We start from the raw sequence: 25,703 nt of genomic DNA, 5'->3' as shown, positions 1-25,703 counted from the left end.
GATGAAAATGCGGCAGCCATTTTAAGGGAAAAATGACTTTTTAAGCGTTTTCATGAATAATATAGCGCAATTGAAACAAGGCATCGGGCTAACATCCCAAAATTCGCCGCAATAATTGCGCTGCCAACGGCAGGCCTGACCGAAACGATCACTCTTTGAATAACTTGCACGTTCACTCATCTACTTTTCAGGAGCGCGGGATCCGCCTGATTCTGGCATTGCTGGCCATAGGCACACTCTCGCCTGAGCACTTGCGCGCTGAGGAAGAGGCTGCCCCTGAAAAAATTCAGCTGGCAGAGGCGGTCACCTTGCCAGGTGCGATTGAGATTGAAGGCGACACCCTGCAACTGCGCATGGACCGTCAAATGCGTGCGACGGGCAACGCTGTGATGCGCAAAGACGGGCAACAGGTCACGGGCGATGATATTCGCTACGATATCCAGAACGATGAATTGCAAGTCGAAGGCAATGCGGTGATTACCGCCGGTCAAACCAAAATCACCGGCCCCATGTTGCGCATGCGCCTGAGCGAAAACATCGGTGAAATGCGTGATGTATCCATTGAATTCAAAAGTAGCCCGCCACCGCCCAACGATGAGGACGGTAGTCCCTTGCTGAATGATCAGGCAATTTTACTCAGTGACCCGAAAAGATATCTGGAAGACAATCAGTCTTACAGCACCCAGGCCAGCACCAAAAGCAACGCATTTGACAACATTCGCGCCACCGCCAAACAGGTACTGTTTGAAGGCCAGAACATCAAGCGCCTGAAAGGCGCTAGCTACACCTCTTGTGCAGCGGATGTGGATGACTGGTATATCAAGACAAATAGCCTGGAGCTGAACGATTACTCCAGAACCGGCGTGGCAACCAATGCCTATGTGGAATTTAAAGGGGTGCCTATCCTCTACACGCCCTGGATGAGCTTTTCGTATAACAACCAACGTAAAAGCGGCTTTCTGGCACCCTTGTGGGGCTCGACCTCACGGAGCGGTTTTCAGCTTTTAACGCCTTACTATATCAATATCAGCCCGGATATGGATGCCACGGTATCCACCAACTACTTCAGCAAGCGCGGCCTGCAACTGCAAGGAGAGTTCCGTTATCTGGGCGAAACCTATTCCGGCATCAACAACCTGGAGTATCTGGATAAAGACAACATGACGGGGCAAACCCGTTACTACGCCAAGCTCACGCATTTACAAAGCTTTGGCAGTCACTGGTCTGGCGGCTACAGCTTTGAAAAGGTTTCTGATGATACTTACTTTTCAGACCTGGCGACCCGGATTCAGGTCACTTCTCGCGTGAACTTGCAACAAGCCGTGTTTGCCAATTACAACAGCGAGCACGTCACCTTTAACGGCATCCTTCAGCGCTACCAAAACCTGGATAACGTTTCTTTTGTTTATCAGCGATTACCTCAGCTTACGTTAACCTACAACGATGATTTTAAAGGTTTCCATGTTCAGACAGGAGCGCAATACGTTAACTTTCAAACCATGGATGGCATGGTAGACAAGCCTAGCGGCAGTCGCATGAGTGTCTACCCTTCGATTTCATACCCGATGAAAAACTCTTACGCTTATGTGACGCCAAAAATTGGTGTGCAAAGTACGCAATACAGTTTGAGCAACAATACGCCGGTAGGATATTCGCAAGAATACAATCAGTTGAATCGTACGCTGCCTATCGCGAGCGTGGATTCCGGTCTGTATTTTGACCGTCAGACCAGCTTGTTTGATACCACGTATACGCATACGCTGGAACCACGGGCATACTATGTGTATATCCCTTATAAAGACCAGAGCAAGCTTCCGATTTTTGACACCTCGCTCAACACCTTGAACCAGAACTCGATTTTTTATGAAAATCAGTTTAGTGGCGATGACCGTGTCAATAATGCCAACCAGATGACGCTGGCCCTGACCAGCCGTCTGATTGACAGTGAAACCGGCATTGAGCGCCTGAGTGGTACGCTGGCGCAGCGCTATTATTTTGAAGACCAGAAAGTCACACTACCCAATACCACCACCAGTATCAGCAAATCCTCGGACATTCTGGCTGGCTTCACGGCAAGGCTCTCCAGTCGCTTGAATCTGGATACTTTCTGGCAATACGATACAGAAAGAAGCAATATGCAGCGCAACAATTACTTGTTGCGTTATAACCCGGAACCAGGTAAATCGTTTACTTTCGGCTATCGCTATACTGCGAATGTCCTCGAACAGATTGATACCTCTGCCCAGTGGCCATTAGGCTCGGGCTGGTACGGCATCAGCCGCTTGAACTACTCAATCCGTGACGACAACGCAGTACAGTTTTTGGGCGGACTTGAGTATGATGCAGGCTGCTGGCAGGCACGTGCTGTTATGCAGCGTGTACAAACAGCCACAGCCAATGCGAACTACGGCATGTTTTTTCAACTCGAACTCGGTGGGCTGACCTCTATTGGTGCCAACCCGCTGAATGTGATCAAGCGCAATATCCCAACTTATATGCGCACTTATGATATCCCGGCAATTTACAGAGACCAGAACGCGCAATGATGAAACATATACTGAATTTAATCCTCACGTTGAGTACCGCTTTGCTCATCACAGGACAGTCTGCAGCCTTATTCGCGGCAGAAAAAAAACCGATTGAAAAAATGGACCGCATTATTGCCGTGGTCGATCAATCCGTGATTACCGAGCGTGAAATGCTGAACCGTATGGAATATGTGAAAGCACAAATGCTCAAAAAAGGCGCTGACCTGCCGCCCGATGAAGCGTTGCAGAAACAGATTTTGGAGCGGCTGATTGTCGATAGCCTGCAATTGCAACTCGCAGCGCAAACCGGCATCAAGGTGGATGATGCGCAGTTGGACAAAACCATAGACCGGATTGCCGAACAAAACAACCTCACCTTGCCTGCGTTTAAAAAAGCGCTCGAAGAAGATGGCACCAACTTTTACAAATTCCGTGAAGATATCCGCAATGACATCATCATCGCCCGTCTGCGCGAGCGCGATGTTGATAACAAAGTAAATATTTCTGAAGCGGAAATTGATAACTACCTGACGACACAGGAAAAAGAAGGCGAACTGGATGAATTTAACATCTCGCAGATTTTGATTCGCCTGCCCGAAGACAGCGGCCCAGACGACATTCAAAAAGCCAAAGCACGTACCGAACAAATCATGAAAGCGCTGGCGGACGGCATGAGTTTTGAAAAAGCCTCGGCCAACTTTTCCGATGCACCAAATGCGCTGGACGGCGGCGGCTTGGGCTGGCGCAGTGGTCAGCAGATGCCTGCCCAGTTTCTTGAACTGGTTAAAACCATGCAGCCAGGCGGTATCTCTCGCCCAATCCGCAGTGCAAGCGGGGTGCACATTCTAAAACTCAATGAAAGACGTGCGGGCGCCAGTACGCTGATTGTTGACCAGACCCATGTCCGCCATATTCTGCTCAAACCGAACGAGGTGTTGTCGGACAAGGAAGCAAGACAGAAAATAGAAGGCATTAAAGAGCGTATAGACCACGGTACACCATTCCAGGACATGGCACGCCAGTATTCGGACGATGGCAGCGCCTCCAACGGTGGCGATTTAGGTTGGATCAGCCCGGGTGACACCGTGCCGGTATTTGAAAAAACCATGGCAGAATTGGCCATCAACGAAGTCAGCGCCCCTGTCCGTAGCCAGTTTGGCTGGCATTTGATCCAGGTGCTGGAGCGCCGTAAACAGGACATGTCCAAAGAATCCAAACGCTTGAAAGCGCGTCAGGAAATCCGTGCACGCAAGGCTGAAGAAGCTTACAACGACTGGGTTCATGAGTTGCGCGACAAGGCGTTTGTCGAAATGCGGCTGGAAGACAAGTTTTAAGTGCAGCGCACTGAAACCGGCGCATCTGCACCATCCATGAACGCTTTGCCCAAAATTGCCATTACGTCTGGCGAGCCTGCAGGCATCGGCCTGGATGTTTGCGTCAAGCTGGCGCATACCGCCCTGCCAGCAGAGATTGTGGTACTGGCTGATCCGCAAGCTTTACAGGCACGCGCTGCGCAACTGGGCATGCCACTCACCATACACACGGACGTCCGGCCACTTCACTCCCACGCAGGCGATGGCACGCTGACCGTGCTGCCCATCCCAACGGCCGCCCCCGTCGTAGCAGGCAAACTGGATCCCCGGAATGGCCGCACCGTACTAGAGATGCTGGACCGCGCGCTGGCAGGTTGCCAGACCGGGGAATTTGATGCCATGGTGACCGCCCCCGTGCACAAAGGCATCATTAACGAAGCCGGCATTGCATTTACTGGCCACACCGAATATCTGGCAGAAAAAACAGGCACTGCACAAGTAGTGATGATGCTGGTGGGGGGAGGCATGCGCGTGGCTCTGGCGACCACCCATTTACCACTGACCCAAGTCAGCGCCGCCATTACGCAAGCCTCGCTCACCACCACGCTGCGTATTTTGCACCATGATCTGGTACACACCTTCGGCATCCCGCAACCACGCATCTATGTCGCCGGACTGAACCCGCATGCAGGGGAAGATGGCTATCTGGGCATGGAAGAAATCGACACGATTAACCCGGTGCTGACACAGTTGCGCGCAGAGGGCATGCAACTGGTAGGCGCCCTGCCCGCAGATACCATGTTTTCGCAGAAAAACCTGGCCCATGCCGATGCGTTTCTGGCCATGTACCATGATCAGGGCCTGGCCGTGCTCAAACATGCCAGTTTTGGCCAAGGTGTCAATGTGACGCTGGGCTTGCCCATTATCCGCACCTCGGTCGATCACGGCACGGCGCTGGATATTGCGGGCAGCGGTCAAGCCGATATCGGCAGCATGCTGAGCGCCATCCAGCTCGCCATTGCACTTTCGCATACCCGCAAGACTCACCACAAATGAAACATATCGCCAAGAAAAAGTTTGGTCAGAACTTCCTGATCGACCAGAGCATCATCCAGAGCCTGATCAACGCCATTCATCCGCAAGCCGAGGATCTGATGGTGGAAATCGGCCCTGGGCTGGGCGCCATGACACAGCCTTTGCTCAAACAGCTGAACCACTTGCACGTCGTCGAAATCGACCGTGACATCATTCAATGGATGCAAGGCTTTTATCCGGCGAAAAAAATGACCATCCATAATTCGGATGTGCTCAAGTTTGACTTCGGCACCCTGGGTGAACGCATCCGCGTCGTCGGCAACCTGCCCTATAACATCTCCAGCCCCATCCTGTTCAAGCTGCTCGAGAACACGGCGCAGATTATAGACATGCACTTTATGCTGCAAAAAGAGGTGGTCGAGCGTATGGTCGCCGCCCCCTCCAACGCTGAATATGGCCGCCTGTCGGTCATGCTGCAATACCGTTTGCAGATGGAATATCTGGTCACCGTGCCGCCCGAAGCCTTTGATCCGGCACCGAAAGTCGAGTCTGCCTTTGTCCGCTGCGTGCCTTACGCCAGCCTGCCTTTCCCGGCGACGGACGAAGCCCTGTTTGCCAAAGTGGTCACCGCCGCGTTTGGCCAGCGCCGCAAAACCTTGCGCAACACGCTGAAAGGACTGCTGGATGATGCAGGCTTCAGCGCGTTGAATATCGATTCGCAGTTACGCGCCGAAAATCTCAGCGTGGCCGAGTTTGTGGCGATCAGCAATTATCTGGCAAGCCAAAATCAATCATAAAACCATTCATATCAACAAGTTAATAACAAAATAGTCACTTAGCAGAGGCTAGCCAATTTGCGATTGTGTGCAGCCTTAAGCTGATTTTAAATCTGCTTTAAAACAGAGCCTGATATAATTCTGTTTTTTTATTCTTACCCATTTTTGGAGCATGTTATGCGTTTGATTCTGCTGGGCGCCCCTGGTGCCGGTAAAGGGACACAAGCTACCTTTATCAAAGAAAAATTCAATATTCCGCAAATTTCCACCGGCGATATGTTGCGCGCAGCAGTCAAGGCAGGCACCCAATTAGGTCTTGAAGCCAAAAAATTCATGGATGCAGGCGGCCTGGTACCAGACGAAGTCATTATCGGCCTGGTTAAGGAACGCATTAAAGATGCCGACTGCGCCAATGGTTTCCTGTTTGACGGCTTTCCGCGCACCATTCCGCAAGCCGAAGCCATGAAACAGGCCGGCGTAGGCATTGACTACGTGGTTGAGATTGATGTGCCGGACGCTGCCATCGTTGAGCGCATGAGTGGCCGCCGCAGCCACCCGGCTTCAGGTCGTACCTACCATGTCAAATTCAACCCACCAAAAGTGGAAGGCAAAGATGATGTCACCGGCGAAGACCTGGTACAACGCGATGATGACAAGGAAGAAGTGGTATTAAAGCGTCTTGAGGTTTACCACAACCAGACCGAGCAACTGATCGGCTACTATTCTGATTGGGCCAAATCCGGCGTCAGTGGTGCGCCGCAATACGTCAAGGTCAATGGCCTGGGTGAATTGAATACCATTAAAGAAGAAATCTTTGTAGCATTGAAATAATTTCTTCAAATCAAAAAGCCCGCAAGTTGCGGGCTTTTTTTATGGACGTTACGATTAGAAATCGTAACGTATGCCACCAAACACCTGACGCTGGCGTCCTGCCACCATACCATCGACACGGCTAGCAAGATATTCGCGATCACCCAGATTATAAGCGCTAGCAAAATAAGTCATGCGACTCCCAACCGGTCTGTAATTCACAGTCGCGTTAATGAGCGCGTAAGATGGAATATCACCTGTCACCCCTCGCAATACATTCGCACTATTACGGCCGGCTCTGAAGGACACATCCTCTTCCTGACGGCTCACATAATCCACCCCGATACGTGCATCAAGACCAACCGGATGCTCGTAACCAAAGCTTAAAGAAGCAAGATGCCGAGGGGCATATGGCAAGCGATCACCGTCTACAATATTAGCTGCTGCATTGGTTTTTTTAAATTTAGCAGTGAACAAGTTAGTGTAAGAGCCTGCGATGTAGAAGTTGTGCGAAGTGTTGTAAATCTGCCCAAAATTAATTCGACCACCAAACTCGATACCATTCTGTTCAGACTGACCACCATTAATGAATGTGCCCTGTACAGGCCCAGCGACGACAATATCATCAAAGACCGTGTGGAATAAGGTACTCTCAAATGTAACGCCTTTAAAGAAACTCGATCTTAAACCTAACTCCCAATTAATACTCTCCTCTGGCTTGGTTTTACTCACAACGGCTGTATTCGCACCATTTTCAGCAAAAAGGTCACGGTCAGGACGTGGTGGTGCAAAACCTTTGTGCACACCCGCAAATAAAGTTGTTTTCTCAAAGCCATTCCAGGTCAAACCCAATCCTGGCAATAACTTAGTTTGATTATTCGTTAACTTGGACTCAGGGTTATTTTGGGGGTTACCATCTGCACGCATCACATCCGTTTTAATCCGGATATCCTCTAGTCTCAAACCGGGCGTAAATGTCCAGTCTCCAACATAGAAGGTATTCTGTGCGTAATAGGACTTTGCTTCTACTTCAATTTTAATATCTTCTCGTGGCAAGGTCGTTTGGGCAAAACCCAGATGTTGGAAACGGGCGTCATCACCACGATATTGTTTACGATCGATGTCTTCCTTATGATATCTGAAGCCCAATACTGCATTACTTTCGATCCCGAATAGGCTGTGTTGAATATCCAGACGTGGCTCAATCCCCCAATATTCAAACTCACGTGGCCGCCAACGCCCGCCGCATTGATCAGCTAACGCCAGATTAGGGTTACCATTACCGCCAATGCCTGCTGGACATCTTTCCAGTTGGGATCGACCCGCATTTTCACCTGGGTTGTTGATTTGCCTGAATGATGCCCGTTCAGATTTTGCATAATACGCTTGCGTACTCAATTTCACCTGCTCATTGACCTGAAACAGGTGCTGCAATTGAAAGGTAGTCCGCTCATGCTGAAACACATCATTCTTGCCAGTAGGTGCCTGATACTTATCTTCGTTATACTCCACAAGGCCCAAACCGGTTTCTGATACATGCGAGTCCTCGCGGAAATAACTGGCTTTAGCAATCAACGTATGTCGGTCCGACAAGTTTAACTGTCCTTTCGCCGTATACTCCTGAATCTCAAAGTCATGATGCTTGCGGATGCCATCGCCTTTTTTATGTAGGGCATCTATCATCAGTCCTCCACGCTCATCACCAGCGCCTATCGTGCCGTAAAGACTGCTAAAGTCATGGTTACCCAACGTCGCCTGTACATTTCCATGCACTTGTCCATCCGTTGGCACAGGCCGAGTCACGAAGTTGATCATGCCGCCCACGGTCTGTGGTCCATAAAGAATCTGGCCGGACCCCTTTACAACTTCAATACGCTGTACACGCTCAAGCGGTGTGGTGTAATGCGCTGCCGGATCTCCATAAGGCGCCAGAAAGATAGGCATCCCATCTTCCATTAACAAGGTACGTGAAGTCCGGCGAGGGTTTAATCCCCGAATCCCGATATTCACGCCCAAACCAAATGTATTCTCCCCAACGACATTCACACCAGGCACATTGTTCAACGCTTCCTGAATTGAGAATGGGCGGCGCTCCATCAGTGCTTTTTCATCAATTAAATCGTATGACCCCGGCACGGAGTCCAGGCGGTCGGGCAAAATGCCACGGACTTCGAGTTTATCCAGCGCCACCGACTTGCTCGCTTGAGACTGGTCTTCTGCCAGCCCCTGTAGCGCATAGGCATGTAATGAAAATGCCGTCGCAACGACAATCAGTTTTTTTCTTGGTTTTTGCATGTGTGTAACCCCAAAAATGACAACAGAGTGTGTCAATGCTGCAAACAACATGCCAACATATCGCGATAATTATTAACTATATGATTGTTATAAAAATAATCTATTTTATGACTATATATTAATGATAAATCAATTTAATCACTGGTCCAAAAAAACCAATCCGATTTAGAATTGGTTAATATCAACCACCACTTACGTGGATATGCAGGCGTTAAAAATTCCGCTTCAGGAAAATCATCCCCACCATCCAGCAGAACCTTAGTCAGGTATAATCTTGTTTTTTATTTCAAACCCATTTCAGCATGCAACAGCAGTATCCATTTAAAGAAGTCGAGCAACAGGCCCAACAGCACTGGGACAGCAAGCTGAGTTTCCAGGCCAAGGCAGACAGTCACAAGCCCAAATACTATTGCTTGTCGATGTTCCCCTACCCAAGTGGCAAGTTGCATATGGGGCATGTGCGTAACTACACCATCGGCGACGTATTAAGCCGCTATCACCATATGAAAGGCTTTAACGTGTTGCAACCCATGGGTTGGGATGCGTTTGGCTTGCCTGCCGAGAACGCGGCGATTCAGAATAGCGTGCCACCAGCGCAATGGACATATGACAACATTGCCTACATGCGCAAGCAGTTGAAGTCACTGGGCTTTGCCATCGACTGGAGCCGCGAGCTGGCCACCTGTCAGCCTGACTATTACAAATGGAACCAGTGGCTGTTTTTGCGCATGCTGGAAAAAGGCATCGCCTACAAAAAAACCCAGGTGGTGAATTGGGACCCGGTCGACCAGACCGTGCTCGCCAATGAGCAGGTGATTGATGGCCGCGGCTGGCGCACGGGGGCGATCGTAGAAAAACGCGAAATCCCTGGCTACTACCTCAACATCACCGGCTACGCACAGCAATTGCTGGATGATCTGGACAAACTGCCAGGCTGGCCTGAGCGTGTCAAAACCATGCAGGCCAACTGGATAGGCAAGAGCGTGGGCGTGCGTTTTGCGTTTACGCACGACATCAAAAACAATGACGGCCAATTGATTGATGACGGCAAACTGTGGGTATTCACCACCCGTGCCGACACCATCATGGGCGTGACCTTCTGTGCCGTGGCAGCCGAGCATCCGCTGGCGACACAAGCTGCGCAACAAAACCCGGCGCTGCAAGCATTTATCGACAAATGCAAGCAAGGCTCCGTCATGGAAGCCGACATGGCCACCATGGAAAAAGAAGGCATGGACACCGGCCTGACCGTCACCCACCCGATGACCGGCGAACAGGTGCCGGTGTGGATAGGCAACTATGTGCTCATGACCTATGGCGAAGGCGCCGTGATGGCCGTGCCTGCGCACGATGAACGTGATTTCGGCTTTGCCAAAAAATACAATTTGCCGATCAAACAAGTGATCAGCGTGCTCGGTCAGGAATTTGACCTGGCAGCCTGGCAAGAGTGGTACGGTGATAAAACCAAAAGCGTCTGCATCCACTCTGGCAAATATAACGATCTGGGCTACGCAGAAGCAGTTGAGGCTGTGGCAGCTGATCTGGCAGAAAAAAATCTGGGCGGCAAGCAGACCAACTGGCGCCTGCGCGACTGGGGCGTTTCCCGTCAGCGCTACTGGGGTTGCCCGATTCCGATCATTCATTGCGACAGCTGTGGCGATGTGCCTGTGCCCGACGACCAGCTGCCGGTGAAATTACCGGAAGATTGTGTCCCGGATGGTTCAGGCAATCCGCTCAACAAGCGCGAAGACTTTTTAAACTGCACCTGCCCCAAATGTGGCCAGCCCGCCAAGCGCGAAACTGACACCATGGACACCTTTGTCGATTCCAGCTGGTACTACGCACGCTATGCCTCAGGCTTTAGCAATGAAGCCATGGTGGATGCACAGACCAATCACTGGATGCCGGTAGACCAGTATATTGGCGGCATTGAACACGCAATTCTGCACTTGCTCTACTCCCGCTTCTGGAGCAAGGTCATGCGCGACCTCGGCCTGGTCAATTATGATGAGCCATTTGCCAACCTGCTGACACAAGGCATGGTGCTGAATCATATCTTCTCGCGCCGCACGGCTAAAGGCGGTATTGAATATTTTGCGCCGGAAGAAGTCGAGCTGGTACACGATAACAACGGCAAGGTGACTGGTGCCAAGCTGCTCAAAGATGGCTCGGCTATTGACTACCAGGGCATAGGCACCATGTCCAAGTCCAAGCGTAATGGCGTCGACCCGCAATCGCTGATTGAACAATATGGCGCGGATACTGCCCGCTTCTTTATGATGTTTGCGGCGCCGCCAGAACAAACGCTGGAGTGGTCAGACAGTGGCGTGGAAGGCTCACACCGTTTCTTGAAACGGGTATGGAATTTTGGCCATGTCTTGTCCCAACAAACACCGGCTGACCTGCCAAACAAACTGACCGGCGAGCTGGCCAACCACAGACGTGAAGTGCACAGCGTGCTCAAACAGGCCAATGTCGATCTGGGCAAGCTACAGTTCAACACGGTGGCCTCTGCCTGCATGAAAATCCTCAACACGCTGGAGAAAGTGCAAAAAGAGGCAGAAAAAGACTGGATCGCCGTGGCGTTTGAAGGCTACAGCATCCTGTTGCGCCTGTTATCACCGATTGCACCGCACATCACGCAAGTCATGTGGCAATCGCTCAAACTTGGCGAAGACATTCTGTCTGCCAAATGGCCAGAACCAGCCAACTCAGCCCTGGTACAGGACGAGGTGGAATACGTGGTGCAGGTCAATGGCAAGCTGCGTGGCAGCATCAGCATCCCCAAGAGCATGGCCAAAGAGCAGATTGAAGCGACTGCCGTTAATCAGGACTTCGTCCAAAAATTCCTGAATGAAGGCAGCGTGAAAAAAATCATCGTCGTGCCCAACAAACTGATTAATATTGTGGTGGCTTAGCCCTTTCTTTCGAGGAGCGCATTGTGCAGCAGACAACCCCTACCCGCTGGATTCACGCGATCACCCTGTGGTGCAGCATCGCCGTGCTGACGGCGCTCTTGTCTGCTTGCGGGTTTCACCTGCGCCAACCGTCACCGATTGCCTTTAAAACCATTTTCATCAAGGGCTCTACGCAAATCAACATTGCGCTCAAAAAGGCCTTGGTAGAACAGGGTGTCAAGGTTGTGACCGACGCAGAAGAAGCTGAACTACAGCTGGAACTGCTCAAAGAAGAAAACGAACAGCGTATTCTGTCTCTGAGCGGGACCGGGGTGGTGCGAGAATACGAGCTGTACTACCGCGTGCAATACCGTACCAAAGTCACCGGTGAGCCAACTTGGGCACTGCCGTTGATCATGGAAGGCCGTCGTGACTATACCTATAACGACGCCAACTTGCTGGCCAAGCAGGCCGAGCAAAAAATGCTCAGTGACAGCATGCAGTTAGACGTGCTCAACGGCATCATGCGACGACTGTCTGCCCTTAAAAAAGCCGAATAGCCATGCGCATTCAGGCGGCGCAACTTACGCAATATTTGCCTCCCAAACAGCATTTGTTCGTGCTGGCGGGCGATGAGCCCCTCTCCATCACCGAGGCCATAGACCAGATCCGCCTCGCCGCACGACAACATGGCGCGCAAGAGCGTGCCAGTTTTACAGTGGAGCGCTACTTCAACTGGGGACAAGTCAGCCAGTTTCTGCAGAGTTTTTCGCTGTTTGCCGAGCAACGGATTCTTGAAATCAACCTCCCCACCGGCAAGCCCGGCGTGGAAGGGGCCAAAGCCTTGCAGCAACTGGCAGAACAGCCTGCGGCTGATACCACCATCATCCTCACCCTGCCCGCCCCAGACCGTGACATGACCAGCAGCGCCTGGTACGAAGCCCTGTCGCAACATGGGGTGCTGCTGGTACTGAACCAGGTGCCGCTGGCACAACTGCCTGAGTGGATTGCGCAGCGACTGGCCATGCAACAGCAAACTGCAGATGAAGCCTCGCGTCGCTTTATTGCCGAGCAGGTCGAAGGCAATCTGCTGGCCGCCCATCAGGAAATCCAAAAACTGGGCTTGCTCTACCCACCCGGCCCGCTCAGTGAAGACGCCATCCGCCAATGCGTGCTTAATGTGGCCCGCTTTGACGTCTCGCAACTGGGGGAAGCCATGTTGCAAGGCGACCCGCAACGCGTGATGCGCATGCTGGAAGGCCTGCGCGAAGAAGGCGAAACCGCCGTGGCGGTCATGAATCCGCTGATTTGGCTGTTCCGCCCATTGTTGCAAGTCAGGCTGGCCATGCAACAAGGCATCGCCATGCAAGCCGCGCTGAGTCAAGCCAGGCTATTTGGTGACCGCCAGCAATTAGTCAGGCGCGCGCTGGAATTTTTACCGCAAAAACATATCGAAGCTGCTTTGCAAAAACTGTCTGACATAGACCGCATGGCAAAAGGCGTGGGCGATGGCGATGCCTGGCTGGAGCTGTCAAGGCTATGTACAGGCATTGCGCGCATGGCAGCCAACAAGACGGCCAGAGCTGCGGCAGGCAGGTCTCGTTAAGGTTTTCAGTTAGAATAGCGATTATGGACATTCAACACTATATGAAACAACTGGGGGAGCAGGCACGCGCCGCCTCCCGCTTGATGGCAAAAGCTGACACCAACACCAAGAACCAGGCGCTGCGCAATATTGCCGCCCTGATCCGTCAGCACGAAAAAGCCCTGCTCGCCGCCAACCAGCAAGACCTGCAAGCCGCCCAAGCCAATGGCATGGAAGCCGCCATGCTGGACCGCCTGACATTAACCGAGAAATCAGTGGCAACCATGGCAGAAGGCTTGGAACAAATTGCCAGCTTGCCAGACCCAATTGGCGAAATGAGCAATTTCAAATACCGTCCTTCCGGCATCCAGATTGGCCAGATGCGCGTACCGCTGGGCGTGATCGGCATTATTTACGAGGCCCGTCCTAATGTGACGGTCGATGCGGCGGGTTTGTGTATCAAATCCGGCAACGCCTGCATTCTACGCGGCGGCTCCGAGGCCATCCATTGCAACCAGGCGCTGGCCAAGCTCGTGCACCAGGGCCTGCAACAAGCAGGCTTGCCACAAGCGGCCGTGCTCGTGGTCGAGACCACTGACCGCGCTGCCGTCGGTGAACTCATCACCATGAAACAATATGTGGATGTGATCGTGCCACGCGGCGGCAAAGGCCTGATCGAGCGCATCAGCAACGATGCCCGCATCCCTGTGATCAAACACCTGGATGGCAACTGCCATGTGTATGTCGATGACGAAGCTGACCTGGTCAAAGCCGTGCGTATCCTCGAAAACGCCAAAACCCAGCGTCTGGGCACCTGCAACACGGCAGAGTCACTGCTGGTCGCACGCAGCATCGCCAACACGGCCCTGCCTCAACTGGCCGAGATGCTGCTAGGCAAAGGCGTGGAAATCCGTGGTTGCGACGAAACGCGTGCCATCGTGCCACAGGCAAAGGCGGCGACTGAAGAAGACTATTACACCGAATATCTGGCCGCGATTATCTCTTGCAAGGTGGTCAGTGGCGTGGATGAAGCGATTGCGCATATCAACCAGTATTCCAGCCAGCACACCGAGGCGATTGTGACCGAAAACTACACCAAGGCACGCCAGTTTTTGCGTGAAGTGGACTCCAGCAGCGTCATGGTCAATGCCTCTACCCGCTTTGCCGATGGCTTTGAATATGGCTTTGGTGCTGAAATCGGTATTTCTACCGACAAACTGCATGCGCGTGGCCCGGTCGGTCTGGAAGGCTTAACCTCCCTCAAATATGTCGTTTTGGGTGACGGCCACGTCCGCGCTTAATCACGCTGGCAGCCGTTTGGCTTGTGCAATGCTGGATGCGCAACGCCATAATCTACCCAAAGAGTCATGAAGATGGAATGCATAGGCATATTCGGCGGCACCTTTAACCCCATTCACAACGGGCATCTGGCGCTCGCACAGACCGTGCTGGACACGCTGCACTGTACGCAAATCCGCTTTGTGCCAGCTGCCTTGCCCCCGCACAAGACTGCCCCAGCGGTTACGGCGCAACACCGTGCTGCCATGGTCAAGCTTGCCATTCAGGCGCATCCGCAATACGTGCTCGACAGCTGTGAACTGGATCGCCAGGGCCCCTCTTACACCATAGAGACGTTACACCTGCTCCGCCAGCGTTTCCCCGAGCAATCCCTCTGTCTGCTCATGGGCCAGGATAGCTACCAGCAATTGCCGACCTGGCACCGCTGGCAGGAGCTGCTGGAGTATTGCCATCTGTTGGTTGTGCACCGTGCAGACTTGGCATCCAGGCTTGTGTTACATGCAGAACACACGGAAAAGTTCGTGGCTATCGAGGCCTTTGCCAGCCAGTGTGCAGCCGCCACACATGGCTTCATCGGTTATTTGCCCGAGAGCCCACCAGCGATTTCCTCGACCGGCATCCGTGCAGCACTGGCGCATCCAGGCCAGAATTTATCAGACCAGTTGCCTGTGTCTGTGCTCCAGTATATCCAGCAGCACCATCTATATCTGTAGGCTTAAGCCCCTTGCGGTCCCCATCGGGTGGCATGCTGTCGCATTTTGCCCTAAACGCAGGCAGCATCATGGCTATTTTTAGCCCAGACACGGCAGTATGCTCAACAGCAGACATAAAATCGCTATACTGCGGTTAAAACAACTCTAAATTACTTATCAAGAGGATACGTCTGCGATGAAATTGTTACCCTGGTCTCTCACTGCCCTGCTCGTGGCGTCCCCGTCCGCATTTGCCAATATTGATATCCAATTTGACTTTAGTTACGATACCAGCGGCTTCTTTAACAGCACCAACATTCAAACCCTCAATGCGGCTGCCTCGGTGTTTGAAACCCGCATTACCGACTCACTGAGCGCCATTAATTCAGGCGGCCTCAACAACTTCCAGGGTCTGATTCTTGACCCCTCGGATATTAACCAGACGCAAACGCTCTCCAATCTGAGTGTGGCAGCAAATGTGATCAAAATATATGTGGGTAGCGATAATCTTGGTGGCTTCACCATTGGTGCAGGCGGGTCCGGCGGCTATTCATGCAGTGGGCTAGGCAGTTTTTGCGCCAACGCCGTCGACCGTGGCCAGACTAACACCACGGGTAACAGTGCCACTGACTTTGCCACCTGGGGTGGCATGATCAGCTTCAACAGTTCAACCTCATGGTATTTTGGCCAGGATCAGGCAGGTTTGACCAATACCCAATTTGATTTTTACACGGTGGCCGTACACGAAATTGCCCATGTGCTTGGCTTTGGCCTGGCCCCCTCGTTTGAAGCACAGGTCAACGGCAGCAATTTTAACAGTAGCGAAACCGGGACCGTCGCCCTCAGCAATGACCTGGCGCACTGGGCGCCCGGCACCATGAGCACGGTTGGCGGAACACCGCAGGAGACGGTAATGGACCCAGACATTACCCCTGGCACACGCAAATATTTTACCGATCTGGATTATGCAGGCATGGCGGCCATCGGTTGGTCGGTCGTAACACCGGTGCCTGAATCCAGCATCAGCCTGAATCTGTTGGCGGGCGGCCTGTTGCTTGGCCTGCTATACAGACGGAACCTTGGCAGCAGACGTCAAACGGTAATCAACGCATACGCTTAGCAAGGCTAGCCTAGTCCATGCGTTTGCGCGCCAAAAACTGATCCAGTTGCCGCGCGAACGCGTGGCGGTCAGACGCCTGCATGGCATTGGGGCCCTGCGTTTCCACCCCGCTGGCGCGCAGTGATTCCATAAAGTCGCGCATAGCCAGTCGCTCGCGGATATTCTCTGCCGAATAAAACTCCCCGCGTGGATTCAACGCATGCGCTTGTTTTTCAATCACCTGCGCGGCAAGCGGGATATCTGCCGTAATCACCAAATCGCCCGCTTCCAGCATCGCCACGATCTCGTTATCTGCCACATCAAACCCCTTGGCGACTTGCAAGGCGCGCAAATAGGCTGAGGGCGGCACATAGAGAACTTTGTTGGCGACAAAGGTGGTCATGACCTGACTACGCTCAGCCGCCCGAAACAGGATGTCCTTGATCACGCCCGGGCAGGCATCGGCATCCACCCAAATCCGCATTAACCGGCTTTCGGCACCGGTCTGGCGCTAAATAACGCGCCGCCTTGTGGTTTGTGGCCCCCAGGCTGGCGCGCGGATTTTTGCTGGCCAGCAGGATGTCCAGATGCATTCGCCGGTTTTTTCTGGCCAGCGTGTTGTCCAGCGTTGCGCGGGTTGCTTGGGGCAGCGTTGGGTTGGCCTGGTTTAGGCTGATGTTGTCTGGGTTGGCCTGGTTTCTGACTACGCGATGCGTCACGTGGCGCCTGGCCCGATTTAGGCGCAGGCCGTTGACTGCGTGGCTGAGTCCGTGATGGCCGATCCGGCTCTTCACTGTTTTTTTCGGGGGCGACAAAGCCCTCTACTGGCAGCTTGGGGATCTCACGCTTGATCAGCTTCTCAATGTCTTTCAACAATTTGAGTTCTTCCCTATCCACCAGCGACACCGCCGCCCCAGTAGCACCAGCACGGCCAGTCCGGCCGATGCGATGCACATAGTCTTCGGGCACGTTAGGCAGCTCAAAATTCACCACTTGCGGCAGCTGGTCAATATCCAGGCCACGTGCAGCAATATCGGTCGCCACCAGCGCGGTGATCCCCCCGGCTTTAAACTCGGCCAGCGCCGCCGTGCGGGCATTCTGACTCTTGTTGCCATGAATCGCCATCGCCGGGATGCCGTCTTTTACCAGCTTCTCCGCCAGCCGGTTCGCGCCATGTTTGGTGCGTGTAAACACCAGCACTTGCTCCCACTGATGTTGCTTGATCAAAAAGCTCACCATCTCACGCTTGTGCGACTGCGGCACCATATGCACGCTTTGCTCAATCAGCGCGTTTGAGGTGTTCCGACGCGCCACTTCCACCAGGTCCGGGTTATTCAGCAGATTATCTGCCAGCTGTTTGATTTCATCGGAAAACGTCGCCGAGAACAGCAGGTTTTGCCGCTGCTTGGGCAGCAAGGCCAGCACTTTTTTAATGTCGTGAATAAAGCCCATATCCAGCATGCGGTCGGCTTCATCCAGCACCAGAATTTCAATGCCAGACAAATCCAGCGCCTTCTGGTTGGTCAGGTCGAGCAAGCGACCCGGCGTCGCTACCATGATATCGAGTGGTTTTTTCAAGCGGCTGATTTGTGGGTTAATGCCCACCCCGCCAAACACCACCATGCTTTTCAGCGGCAGATATTTACCGTAAGTGGTCACTGACTCGCCGATCTGTGCTGCCAGCTCGCGCGTTGGCGACAGAATCAGGCAACGCGGCTTGCCTGCGGCAGTTTGTTTTAACGGGGTTTCAGACAAGCGATGCAAAATCGGCAAGGTAAAGCCAGCGGTTTTGCCTGTCCCGGTTTGCGCACCGGCCAGTAAATCGCCACCGCGCAATACATAAGGAATCGCCTGCGCCTGAATCGGCGTCGGTGAGGTATAGCCGGCATCGGCAATCGCGCGCAACACAGGCGCGCACAAATTCAAATCAGCAAACGTCGTGTTTGCAGGGGTATTTTCTTGTGACAAGGTTATTCAACTTTAATAGTGTGCATCGCCCATCACAAACGACAGACATGCAACAAATTATTGGGCGTTGGTCTGTTGCCGCAGCAACACCAATCTGGACGAACGAGGATTATATCGATGATTTATGACAAGGCCGCTGTGAGGATTGGTAGTTCACAGGGTGTTTACATTATACCCGCTATTTACGCAAACACTGTATTTAAAAATGTCTGCATCCAATCAAGCCACGGATGACGGACTTTTTTGCATGGTGATCGTCTGAAACGTCCACGCCACAAAGCGGCTTTGCTTCTGGCCTTGCGCCATCTCCACCATTTTTACCCTCACTGCCCGCGCTTTTTTGAGTTCACGCATCACCAGCGGCAGGTTGCTGGCTTTAGAGACCAGCGTGGTAAACCATACGCACTGTTGGGCAAAATACCTGCTCTCATGAATCATGGTGGTCAAAAAGGCCGCCTCGCCGCCTTCATATACCAATTCATTGGCTTGCCCGCCAAAATTCAGTGCCTGCGGCGGCCGCTTGCCCAGCCCGCGCCATTTACGCTGTGTGCCCGCCTGTGCCTCAGCCGCCGAGGCATGAAAAGGCGGGTTACACATGGTCAGCGTCCATTGCTCGCCCGGCAAGATCACACCTTTAAAAATCGCCGCCGCATTTGGCTGCTGACGCACACTGATCTTTGACTGCAAGCCATTGGCTTCAATCAATTGCTGCGCATTGCGCAAGGCCTTGGCGTCAATATCCACGCCCAGGCATTGCCAGCCATAAGCCTGGGCCGCAATCAGCGGATAGACCAGATTGGCACCGGTGCCGATATCGAGCAAACGCACAGATTGCGCATGACCAGACTCGGCCAATAAATCCGCTAGGTAATGCACATAATCGGCCCGGCCAGGAATAGGCGGACATAAGTAATGCTTGGGAATATCCCACACCGCCACACCATAATACTGCTTGAGCAAGGCCTGGTTTAAGGTTTTCACTGCCTGCGGATGAGCAAAGTCTATCGAGTCATCGCCATAGGCATTCGGGCGCACATAGGGCGCCAGGGCCGGATGCGCCTGCACCAGCAGCGCAAAGTCATAGCCCTCGCGGTGCAGATTGCGTGGATGCAATGCAGATGAAGAACTGACGGGCTTCATGCCTAAGTATTCGCCAATTGCACTTGGTCAGCGCGCCTAAGCAGCCGCTGCCTTGGCGCGTGCGGCATGCAATTTACGGTAGCTATCCAGCAGTCTATGGTGTCTGTCCAGCCCATCCAGCTGCAGATTGGTCGGCGTCAGGCCATAAAAGCGCACACTGCCATCGACAGCGCCCAGCACCGCATCCATGCGCGCGTCGCCAAACATGCGGCGGAAATTTAGCTCGTAATCGGCCAGGTGCAGCTCGTCATCAAGCGTCACTTCGAGCACTGCATTCAGGGCCTGGTAAAACAAACCGCGTTCCAGGGTGTTGTCGTTGTACTGCAAAAACGCCCCCACCAGATCCTGCGCCTCCTCAAACTGCTGCAAAGCCAGGTTGATGAGTAGCTTAAGCTCCAGCACCGTGAGCTGGCCCCATACCGTGTTCTCGTCAAACTGGATGCCGATCAAGGTCGCAATATCGCTGTAGTCATCCAGCTCGTTATTCTCCAGCCGCTCCAGCAAGGCCTGCAGGCGGTCATCGTCCAGTTGATGCAGGTTCAGGATATCTTCGCGGAACAACAACGCTTTATTGGTGTTATCCCACACCAGGTCTTCCACCGGATACACCTCAGAATAATCAGGCACCAAGATGCGGCATGCCGTCGCGCCAAGCTGGTCATACACCGCCACATACGCCTCTTTGCCCATCTCGGCCAAAATGCCGAATAAGGTCGCGGCTTCTTCAGCGTTGGCATTGTCGCCCTTGCCAGAAAAGTCCCACTCGACAAACTCGTAGTCCGATTTGGCACTGAAAAAGCGCCACGACACCACACCGCTAGAGTCAATAAAATGCTCAACAAAGTTATTCGGCTCGGTCACCGCCTCGCTGACAAAGGTCGGCTGCGGCAAGTCGTTGAGGCCTTCAAAACTGCGGCCTTGCAGCAACTCGGTCAGGCTGCGCTCTAGCGCGACTTCCAGTTTTGGGTGTGCCCCAAATGAGGCAAACACGCCACCGGTGCGCGGGTTCATCAGCGTCACACACATCACCGGATATTGCCCGCCCAACGACGCATCTTTCACCAGCACCGGAAAACCCTGCGCCTCCAGTCCCTCAATGCCCGCCACAATGCCGGGATACTTGGCCAGCACCGCTGGCGGCACATCCGGCAACGCCATTTCACTTTCAATAATCTCGCGCTTCACCGCCCGCTCAAAAATCTCAGATAAACATTGCACCTGCGCCTCGGCCAGCGTATTGCCTGCGCTCATGCCATTGCTGGCGTACAGGTTTTCAATCAGGTTAGACGGGAAATACACCACCTCGCCATCTGACTGCCGCACAAACGGCAGCGCGCAAATGCCGCGCTCACGATTGCCAGAGTTGGTATCAATTAAATGCGAGCCACGCAACTCGCCATCCGGGTTGTAAATGGCCCGCGTGTAGTCATCCAGAATCTCTTTCGGCAACGCATCTTTGCGCCCCGGCTTAAACCAGCGCTCGTTCGGGTAATGCACAAAGTCGGCATTGGCAATGTCTTCGCCCCAATAAGACCCGGCATAAAAATGGTTGTTACTCAGCCGCTCAATATACTCACCCAGCGCCGAGGCCAGCGCACTTTCCTTGGTCGCGCCTTTGCCGTTGGTAAAGCACATGGGCGAATGCGCATCGCGGATATGCAGCGACCACACGTTAGGCACAATATTGCGCCAGGAAGCGATCTCAATCTTGATGCCCAGGCTCGCCAGCAAGCCCGTCATATTGGCAATGGTTTGCTCCAGCGGTAAATCCTTGCCGGTGATATACGTCTGCGTCTCCGCCGCCGGGTTCACCGTCAGCAAGGCCTGCGCATCGGCATCCAGGCTTGCCACTTCTTCAATCACAAACTCAGGCCCGGTCTGCACCACTTTTTTCACCGTGCAGCGGTCAATCGAGCGCAAAATGCCAATGCGGTCTTTTTCAGAGATATCGGCAGGCAACTCAATCTGTATCTTGAAAATCTGCTTGTAACGGTCTTCCGGGTCGACAATATTGTTATGCGACAAGCGGATGTTTTCAGTCGGAATATTGCGGGTGCTGCAATACAACTTCACAAAATACGCCGCGCACAGTGCCGATGAAGCCAAAAAGTAATCAAATGGCCCAGGCGCCGAGCCATCGCCCTTGTAGCGGATAGGCTGGTCGGCAATCACCGTGAAGTCATCAAACTTGGCTTCAAGGCGGAGCTTATCGAGAAAATTGACTTTAACTTCCATGGGGGGCTTCCAAATGCGGCAAAATGCTAAGGGCGTTATTATCCCTCACAACGACTTTACCACCTAAGGATAAATGGCAAGCTGCTGATTAATTGAGCTTTTTAAAATGGATGACACATGAGCAATGTAGCTATTGCTCTAAAGACTGATCCCCCTCAAGCGCAAACCTGACCACTGCTGATGCCCTAGTCAGATAATGGCTCCAGAGCAACCAATATCGATAAAACCGTAATACTTGCCAGTGCGCAAAGTGCGACTGTGAGACGCCCAAAGGGGCTATAGCGGGGGCATTCCTGAAGGGTTAAAGTTATTGAACATTAATTAACAGGGAAAAGAAATGAAATTGGCAAACTTAAAAAAAATTAGCAGACGCCTTTCAGGTGCTGTAATGATCGCCGCCGCGATGTTCGCAGCCTCCAGCCAAGCCAATGCAGCAATCACTCAAGCAGACTGGAAAGTTGCAGGCGATGGCGCGATCACGCGTGACACATCAAGCAATCTGGAGTGGCTGGATGTCTCAGTGAGTATTAATCAGTCATTTAATTATGTTTCTACACAATTTGGTGCAGGCGGGCTTTATAGTGGGTTTCGTTATGCAACCGGCGATGAAGTGGCCACATTATTTACAAACGCCGGTCTTAATTTTACTTACTCAAGCTCATCTTCAGATGCAACCAAGGTTAATAGTTTGATTTCGCTCGTAGGTGCAACCAGTAATACCAACGAATTCTTTAGAAGCAGTTTATGGACAAGGGGCATTGCGATTCAAACACCTTTTGACTACAACCCAGGGACTGGCAACTATCAAACGACAGAGGCAAGAATCTACACTGAAGTGCAAAGCTTTGGGCCATCATTTACAATGTATACAGCTGCAACAAGCGTTATTCGTGGCGCATGGCCTATTCAGACTGCGCAGAGTGATGTAGGTAGCTGGTTAGTGCGCAATGCCGCTGTATCGCCAGTCCCAGCGCCTGCCGCTGCCTGGATGTTTGCCGCAGGTTTGCCATTGATCGGGGCATTTGTACGCCGTCGTAAAGCATAGTTTAAGCAAGATAGTTATTAAGGGGCGCAATTCGCGCCCCTTTTTCATATGGCGTTTCATCCATCCCAAAAACATCAAACTAGCGGATATCGTTAAATAAGCGCCATCACACTCTGACTTGTAATTATTTCAGAAATGGCTTTGGCTAATATATCAGTGGTGTTGGGCTTTTATTGACAATGAATTGATACTGAGCACATCGTTTTTTCATTTAAACACTGAGTCCAGATGCTTGAAGCAAGTGTGCAGACCCGTAAAACGGTCAGCACTCGCGTCTCGTAAAGTGAAGTCAAAACAATTAAGTTTGTGTGCTATTCTTTAACGAATAAAACTACATTTTTCAGGGGTTACAACCATGGCTGCTGATGACAGAAAATTCATCATGCTGACTGATTATTTGCATGAACCTGTCATCCATTATGATAGAGATTGCAAGCGCACTTATCTCAATCCAGCCGCAATAAAACTGATTGGTGAACCTGCTAAAGATCTTCAAGGCAAAACACCCAGCTCGCTCAGACCCTCCTCCGTCGCTTTACAACACTACCAAGAAAAAATCCGCGGCGTCATAGAAACAGGCACGGATATCGAGTTTGATTTTTTTCTAGATCGGCTGCCTGATGGTCCAAATGTCCACACCAAGGTCCTCAGAATTCATGCCGTCCCCGAGCTGGATAGTGATAACAACGTAGTAGGCGCCCTTGCGATTGCCCATGACATCACGGCACTCAAATTAAGTGAAAAGCGTTTACGCGCACTGATTGAAAACCATCCCGACCATATTACCCGCTTTGACCAGCATGCCAGATACAGCTACGTCAGCCCTTCTTTCACAGCATTGTTTGGCATAGAGGAATCCTCGCTGCTGGGTAAGACCCTGCTTGAATCTGATCTGATTGCCACCCCAGCAGAACGCAAAAAAATTCACCATGCGATTTTGCAAACCCTAGAGCAAGAAACCGCTTGCACCATTGAGAGCCACTGGCCGCATGACCGCGTCATAGAGCTTCGTCTTGTTCAGGAAAAAGATGCCATCGGCGAGGTCTCGGGGGTGCTTTGCATCTTGCGTGATATCACCCAACAAAAGCAGTCCGAAAAAGCAATGCTGACACTCAATCGTTCACTGCGTTTGTTGAGTAGCTGTAACCAGATGCTCATTCATGCAGAAAACGAACAGCACCTGCTCAACGACATTTGCCAGTTGGTGATCGAATCCGGAGGCTATCCGCTGGCCTGGGTGGGTTATCCCAACTATGGCACCTACCAACCGCTGCGTATTGCCGCAATGGCCGGTCAAAAGCTGACCAAAACGATTGCGCTTGAGCAGCAAACCCCGGAAATCAGCCTGGCCGTGAAAGCCTTTCAATCCGAGCGTGTAGAGATTATCCAGGACTACCCCAATGCAGCCCGCTTGAGTAATTTGGGCGACCTCGCCAGTCAGGAAGGCCTGCTTTCATGCATCGCCTTGCCACTCAAAGTGGCAAAACAGACCATAGGCGTGATCACAATCTACGCCTCCCGCACCTATGCATTTTCTGCTGAAGAAGTCACCCTGCTCGATGAACTCGCCAATGACCTGGCGTTTGGCATTCAGTCCCTGCGTATCCGTGCCGAACATCGGGACGCAGAAACAAAACTGGAATATCTGGCGCACCATGACCCACTGACCGGCCTCCCTAACCGCCTGTTACTGCGCAAGCGTTTTGAACAGTTTATCCATCAAGCTAACAAGCGCGAATACGGCCTCGCCATGCTGTTTCTTGATATGGATAACTTCAAAGAGATTAACGACAGCTTTGGTCATGCCATAGGCGATGCGCTGCTAAAAGAGGTGGTCAGGCGCCTCGAACGTATGCTGTCAGAGGCTTGCATGCTCAGCCGCGAAGGCGGTGACGAATTTGTGCTGCTGATCAATAACGCCCAGGCGTCCGATATCGTGACTCAAACCGCACAGCAAATTCTTAACGCCATGCAAGAGCCGTTTGAGGTCAGCGGTAATACACTACATGCGTCTTTCAGTATCGGCATCAGCCTCTACCCAAGCGATGGCAAAGACTTTGAAACCCTGCGCAAAAACGCCGATGCCGCCTTATACTTGGCAAAAGATTGTGGCCGCAATACCTACCGCTTTTTTGTCACGCAGATGAATGCCGACGCGCAAAAGCGCATGCGTATTCAAACAGACCTGCACACAGCACTTAAAAACAATGAGTTTTTACTGCACTACCAGCCACAAATACGCCTATCTGATGGCCGCATCAGTGGGATTGAAGCCTTAATCCGCTGGCAAAACGCCGATGGGCAGATGCTCTCGCCAAGCGAGTTCATTCCCATCGCAGAACAAAGTGGGCTGATTATCCAGATGGGTCAGTGGGTGCTGCGGGAAGCCTGCCGGCAACTGGCCGCATGGCACCAGCAAGGGCAAACCCAGCTGGTGGTGGCGGTCAACTTATCCTCACACCAGTTTCGGTATGGCAATATTGTAGAAACCATCAGTTCTGCGCTAAATGATTTCGGCCTGCCCCCGCAATGCCTGGAGCTCGAGCTAACTGAATCTATCCTGATCCAGGACACAGAATCCGTCATCAGCACCCTGCACACGCTAAAACACATCGGGGTCAAACTAGCCATTGATGACTTTGGCACTGGCTACTCCAGCCTGTCTTATCTTAAACGCCTGTCGGTCGACAAACTCAAGATTGATAAATCCTTCATCCGAGACCTTCACAAAGACCAGGACAGTGCAGAAATTGTCCGTGCGATCATCCAACTTGGGCACATCCTGCAACTCACTGTGATTGCAGAAGGGGTAGAGACTGAGCAGCAACTGGCTTTTCTCACCGACAGTCATTGCGACGAAATACAGGGATATCTGTTTAGCCGCCCGGTCGCCGCAGAACACATACCAGAGATACTTGCTCGAATAGGTATGACGGCCTAAGCCAGAGTCTTAATAGCGCAGCGTTGCGTTGACCAAGCTAAGGAG

At 52.3% G+C, this 25,703-nt stretch carries 18 protein-coding genes; 13 read left to right on the top strand and 5 right to left on the bottom strand.

Going from position 1 to position 25,703, the window contains the following annotated elements:
• The first annotated feature begins 155 nt into the window (after positions 1–155).
• The 5 genes from ACFQ1T_RS13040 (at position 156) to adk (ending at position 6,483) form a co-directional block, all read left to right on the top strand.
• Positions 156–2,546, top strand: a complete 2,391-nt coding sequence (locus tag ACFQ1T_RS13040) for an LPS-assembly protein LptD (protein ID WP_379077488.1) — start codon at positions 156–158, stop codon at positions 2,544–2,546.
• Positions 2,543–3,862, top strand: coding sequence for a peptidylprolyl isomerase (locus ACFQ1T_RS13035; RefSeq protein ID WP_379077485.1), 1,320 nt, complete (start codon positions 2,543–2,545; stop codon positions 3,860–3,862). The genes ACFQ1T_RS13040 and ACFQ1T_RS13035 overlap by 4 nt, the downstream gene beginning before the upstream one ends.
• Positions 3,863–3,898: 36 nt before the next feature.
• A complete protein-coding gene (gene pdxA, locus ACFQ1T_RS13030) occupies positions 3,899–4,897 on the top strand; it encodes a 4-hydroxythreonine-4-phosphate dehydrogenase PdxA (RefSeq protein WP_379077482.1) in 999 nt (332 codons plus the stop codon).
• On the top strand, positions 4,894–5,673 hold the full coding sequence (gene rsmA / locus ACFQ1T_RS13025) for a 16S rRNA (adenine(1518)-N(6)/adenine(1519)-N(6))-dimethyltransferase RsmA (RefSeq protein WP_379077479.1): 780 nt from the start codon (positions 4,894–4,896) through the stop codon (positions 5,671–5,673). The genes pdxA and rsmA overlap by 4 nt, the downstream gene beginning before the upstream one ends.
• Positions 5,674–5,829: 156 nt before the next feature.
• The gene (adk, locus tag ACFQ1T_RS13020; RefSeq protein WP_194747172.1) at positions 5,830–6,483 is read left to right on the top strand and encodes an adenylate kinase; all 654 of its coding nucleotides are present in this window, start codon (positions 5,830–5,832) and stop codon (positions 6,481–6,483) included.
• A 54-nt stretch (positions 6,484–6,537) separates the two neighbouring features.
• Here adk and ACFQ1T_RS13015 read toward each other — a convergent pair whose 3' ends face one another.
• Positions 6,538–8,808: a TonB-dependent receptor family protein gene (locus ACFQ1T_RS13015; RefSeq protein ID WP_379077475.1), complete on the bottom strand. Its 2,271-nt coding sequence runs from the start codon at positions 8,806–8,808 to the stop codon at positions 6,538–6,540.
• A gap of 251 nt (positions 8,809–9,059) precedes the next feature.
• On the opposite strand from ACFQ1T_RS13015, the gene leuS reads away from it, so the two are divergent.
• The 6 genes from leuS (at position 9,060) to ACFQ1T_RS12985 (ending at position 16,350) form a co-directional block, all read left to right on the top strand.
• Positions 9,060–11,675, top strand: coding sequence for a leucine--tRNA ligase (gene leuS, locus ACFQ1T_RS13010; RefSeq protein ID WP_379077472.1), 2,616 nt, complete (start codon positions 9,060–9,062; stop codon positions 11,673–11,675).
• A gap of 23 nt (positions 11,676–11,698) precedes the next feature.
• A complete protein-coding gene (locus ACFQ1T_RS13005; protein WP_275356968.1) occupies positions 11,699–12,214 on the top strand; it encodes an LPS-assembly lipoprotein LptE in 516 nt (171 codons plus the stop codon).
• Between the two features lie 2 nt (positions 12,215–12,216).
• Positions 12,217–13,260: a DNA polymerase III subunit delta gene (gene holA / locus ACFQ1T_RS13000; protein WP_379077469.1), complete on the top strand. Its 1,044-nt coding sequence runs from the start codon at positions 12,217–12,219 to the stop codon at positions 13,258–13,260.
• Between the two features lie 23 nt (positions 13,261–13,283).
• The gene (locus ACFQ1T_RS12995) at positions 13,284–14,540 is read left to right on the top strand and encodes a glutamate-5-semialdehyde dehydrogenase (RefSeq protein WP_379077466.1); all 1,257 of its coding nucleotides are present in this window, start codon (positions 13,284–13,286) and stop codon (positions 14,538–14,540) included.
• 66 nt (positions 14,541–14,606) lie between these two features.
• The gene (nadD, locus tag ACFQ1T_RS12990) at positions 14,607–15,251 is read left to right on the top strand and encodes a nicotinate-nucleotide adenylyltransferase (RefSeq protein ID WP_379077463.1); all 645 of its coding nucleotides are present in this window, start codon (positions 14,607–14,609) and stop codon (positions 15,249–15,251) included.
• Positions 15,252–15,426: 175 nt separating this feature from the next.
• Positions 15,427–16,350 (top strand): matrixin family metalloprotease, encoded by a 924-nt coding sequence (locus tag ACFQ1T_RS12985; protein WP_379077460.1) that lies wholly within the window; start codon positions 15,427–15,429, stop codon positions 16,348–16,350.
• Between the two features lie 10 nt (positions 16,351–16,360).
• On the opposite strand, the gene ACFQ1T_RS12980 is transcribed toward ACFQ1T_RS12985, so the two are convergent.
• The 4 genes from ACFQ1T_RS12980 to ACFQ1T_RS12965 all read right to left on the bottom strand — a co-directional run bounded on the left by ACFQ1T_RS12980 (position 16,361) and on the right by ACFQ1T_RS12965 (position 21,672).
• On the bottom strand, positions 16,361–16,813 hold the full coding sequence (locus tag ACFQ1T_RS12980) for a YaiI/YqxD family protein (RefSeq protein WP_379077457.1): 453 nt from the start codon (positions 16,811–16,813) through the stop codon (positions 16,361–16,363).
• Entirely contained in the window at positions 16,813–18,297 is a 1,485-nt protein-coding gene (locus ACFQ1T_RS12975) for a DEAD/DEAH box helicase (protein ID WP_379077454.1), read from the bottom strand. The genes ACFQ1T_RS12980 and ACFQ1T_RS12975 overlap by 1 nt, the downstream gene beginning before the upstream one ends.
• A gap of 219 nt (positions 18,298–18,516) precedes the next feature.
• A complete protein-coding gene (rlmF, locus tag ACFQ1T_RS12970; RefSeq protein ID WP_379077452.1) occupies positions 18,517–19,437 on the bottom strand; it encodes a 23S rRNA (adenine(1618)-N(6))-methyltransferase RlmF in 921 nt (306 codons plus the stop codon).
• Positions 19,438–19,473: 36 nt separating this feature from the next.
• The gene (locus ACFQ1T_RS12965) at positions 19,474–21,672 is read right to left on the bottom strand and encodes an OsmC domain/YcaO domain-containing protein (RefSeq protein ID WP_379077450.1); all 2,199 of its coding nucleotides are present in this window, start codon (positions 21,670–21,672) and stop codon (positions 19,474–19,476) included.
• A gap of 337 nt (positions 21,673–22,009) precedes the next feature.
• On the opposite strand from ACFQ1T_RS12965, the gene ACFQ1T_RS12960 reads away from it, so the two are divergent.
• Positions 22,010–22,717, top strand: a complete 708-nt coding sequence (locus tag ACFQ1T_RS12960) for a hypothetical protein (protein ID WP_313983758.1) — start codon at positions 22,010–22,012, stop codon at positions 22,715–22,717.
• 355 nt (positions 22,718–23,072) lie between these two features.
• Complete coding sequence (locus ACFQ1T_RS12955) at positions 23,073–25,658, top strand: bifunctional diguanylate cyclase/phosphodiesterase (protein WP_379077447.1); 2,586 nt, start codon at positions 23,073–23,075, stop codon at positions 25,656–25,658.
• The last annotated feature ends 45 nt before the right edge of the window (positions 25,659–25,703 follow it).

It is taken from the genome of Methylophilus glucosoxydans, assembly GCF_042676145.1.
Taxonomy (GTDB): domain Bacteria; phylum Pseudomonadota; class Gammaproteobacteria; order Burkholderiales; family Methylophilaceae; genus Methylophilus; species Methylophilus glucosoxydans.
This window is presented reverse-complemented; position numbering and strand designations above follow the sequence as displayed.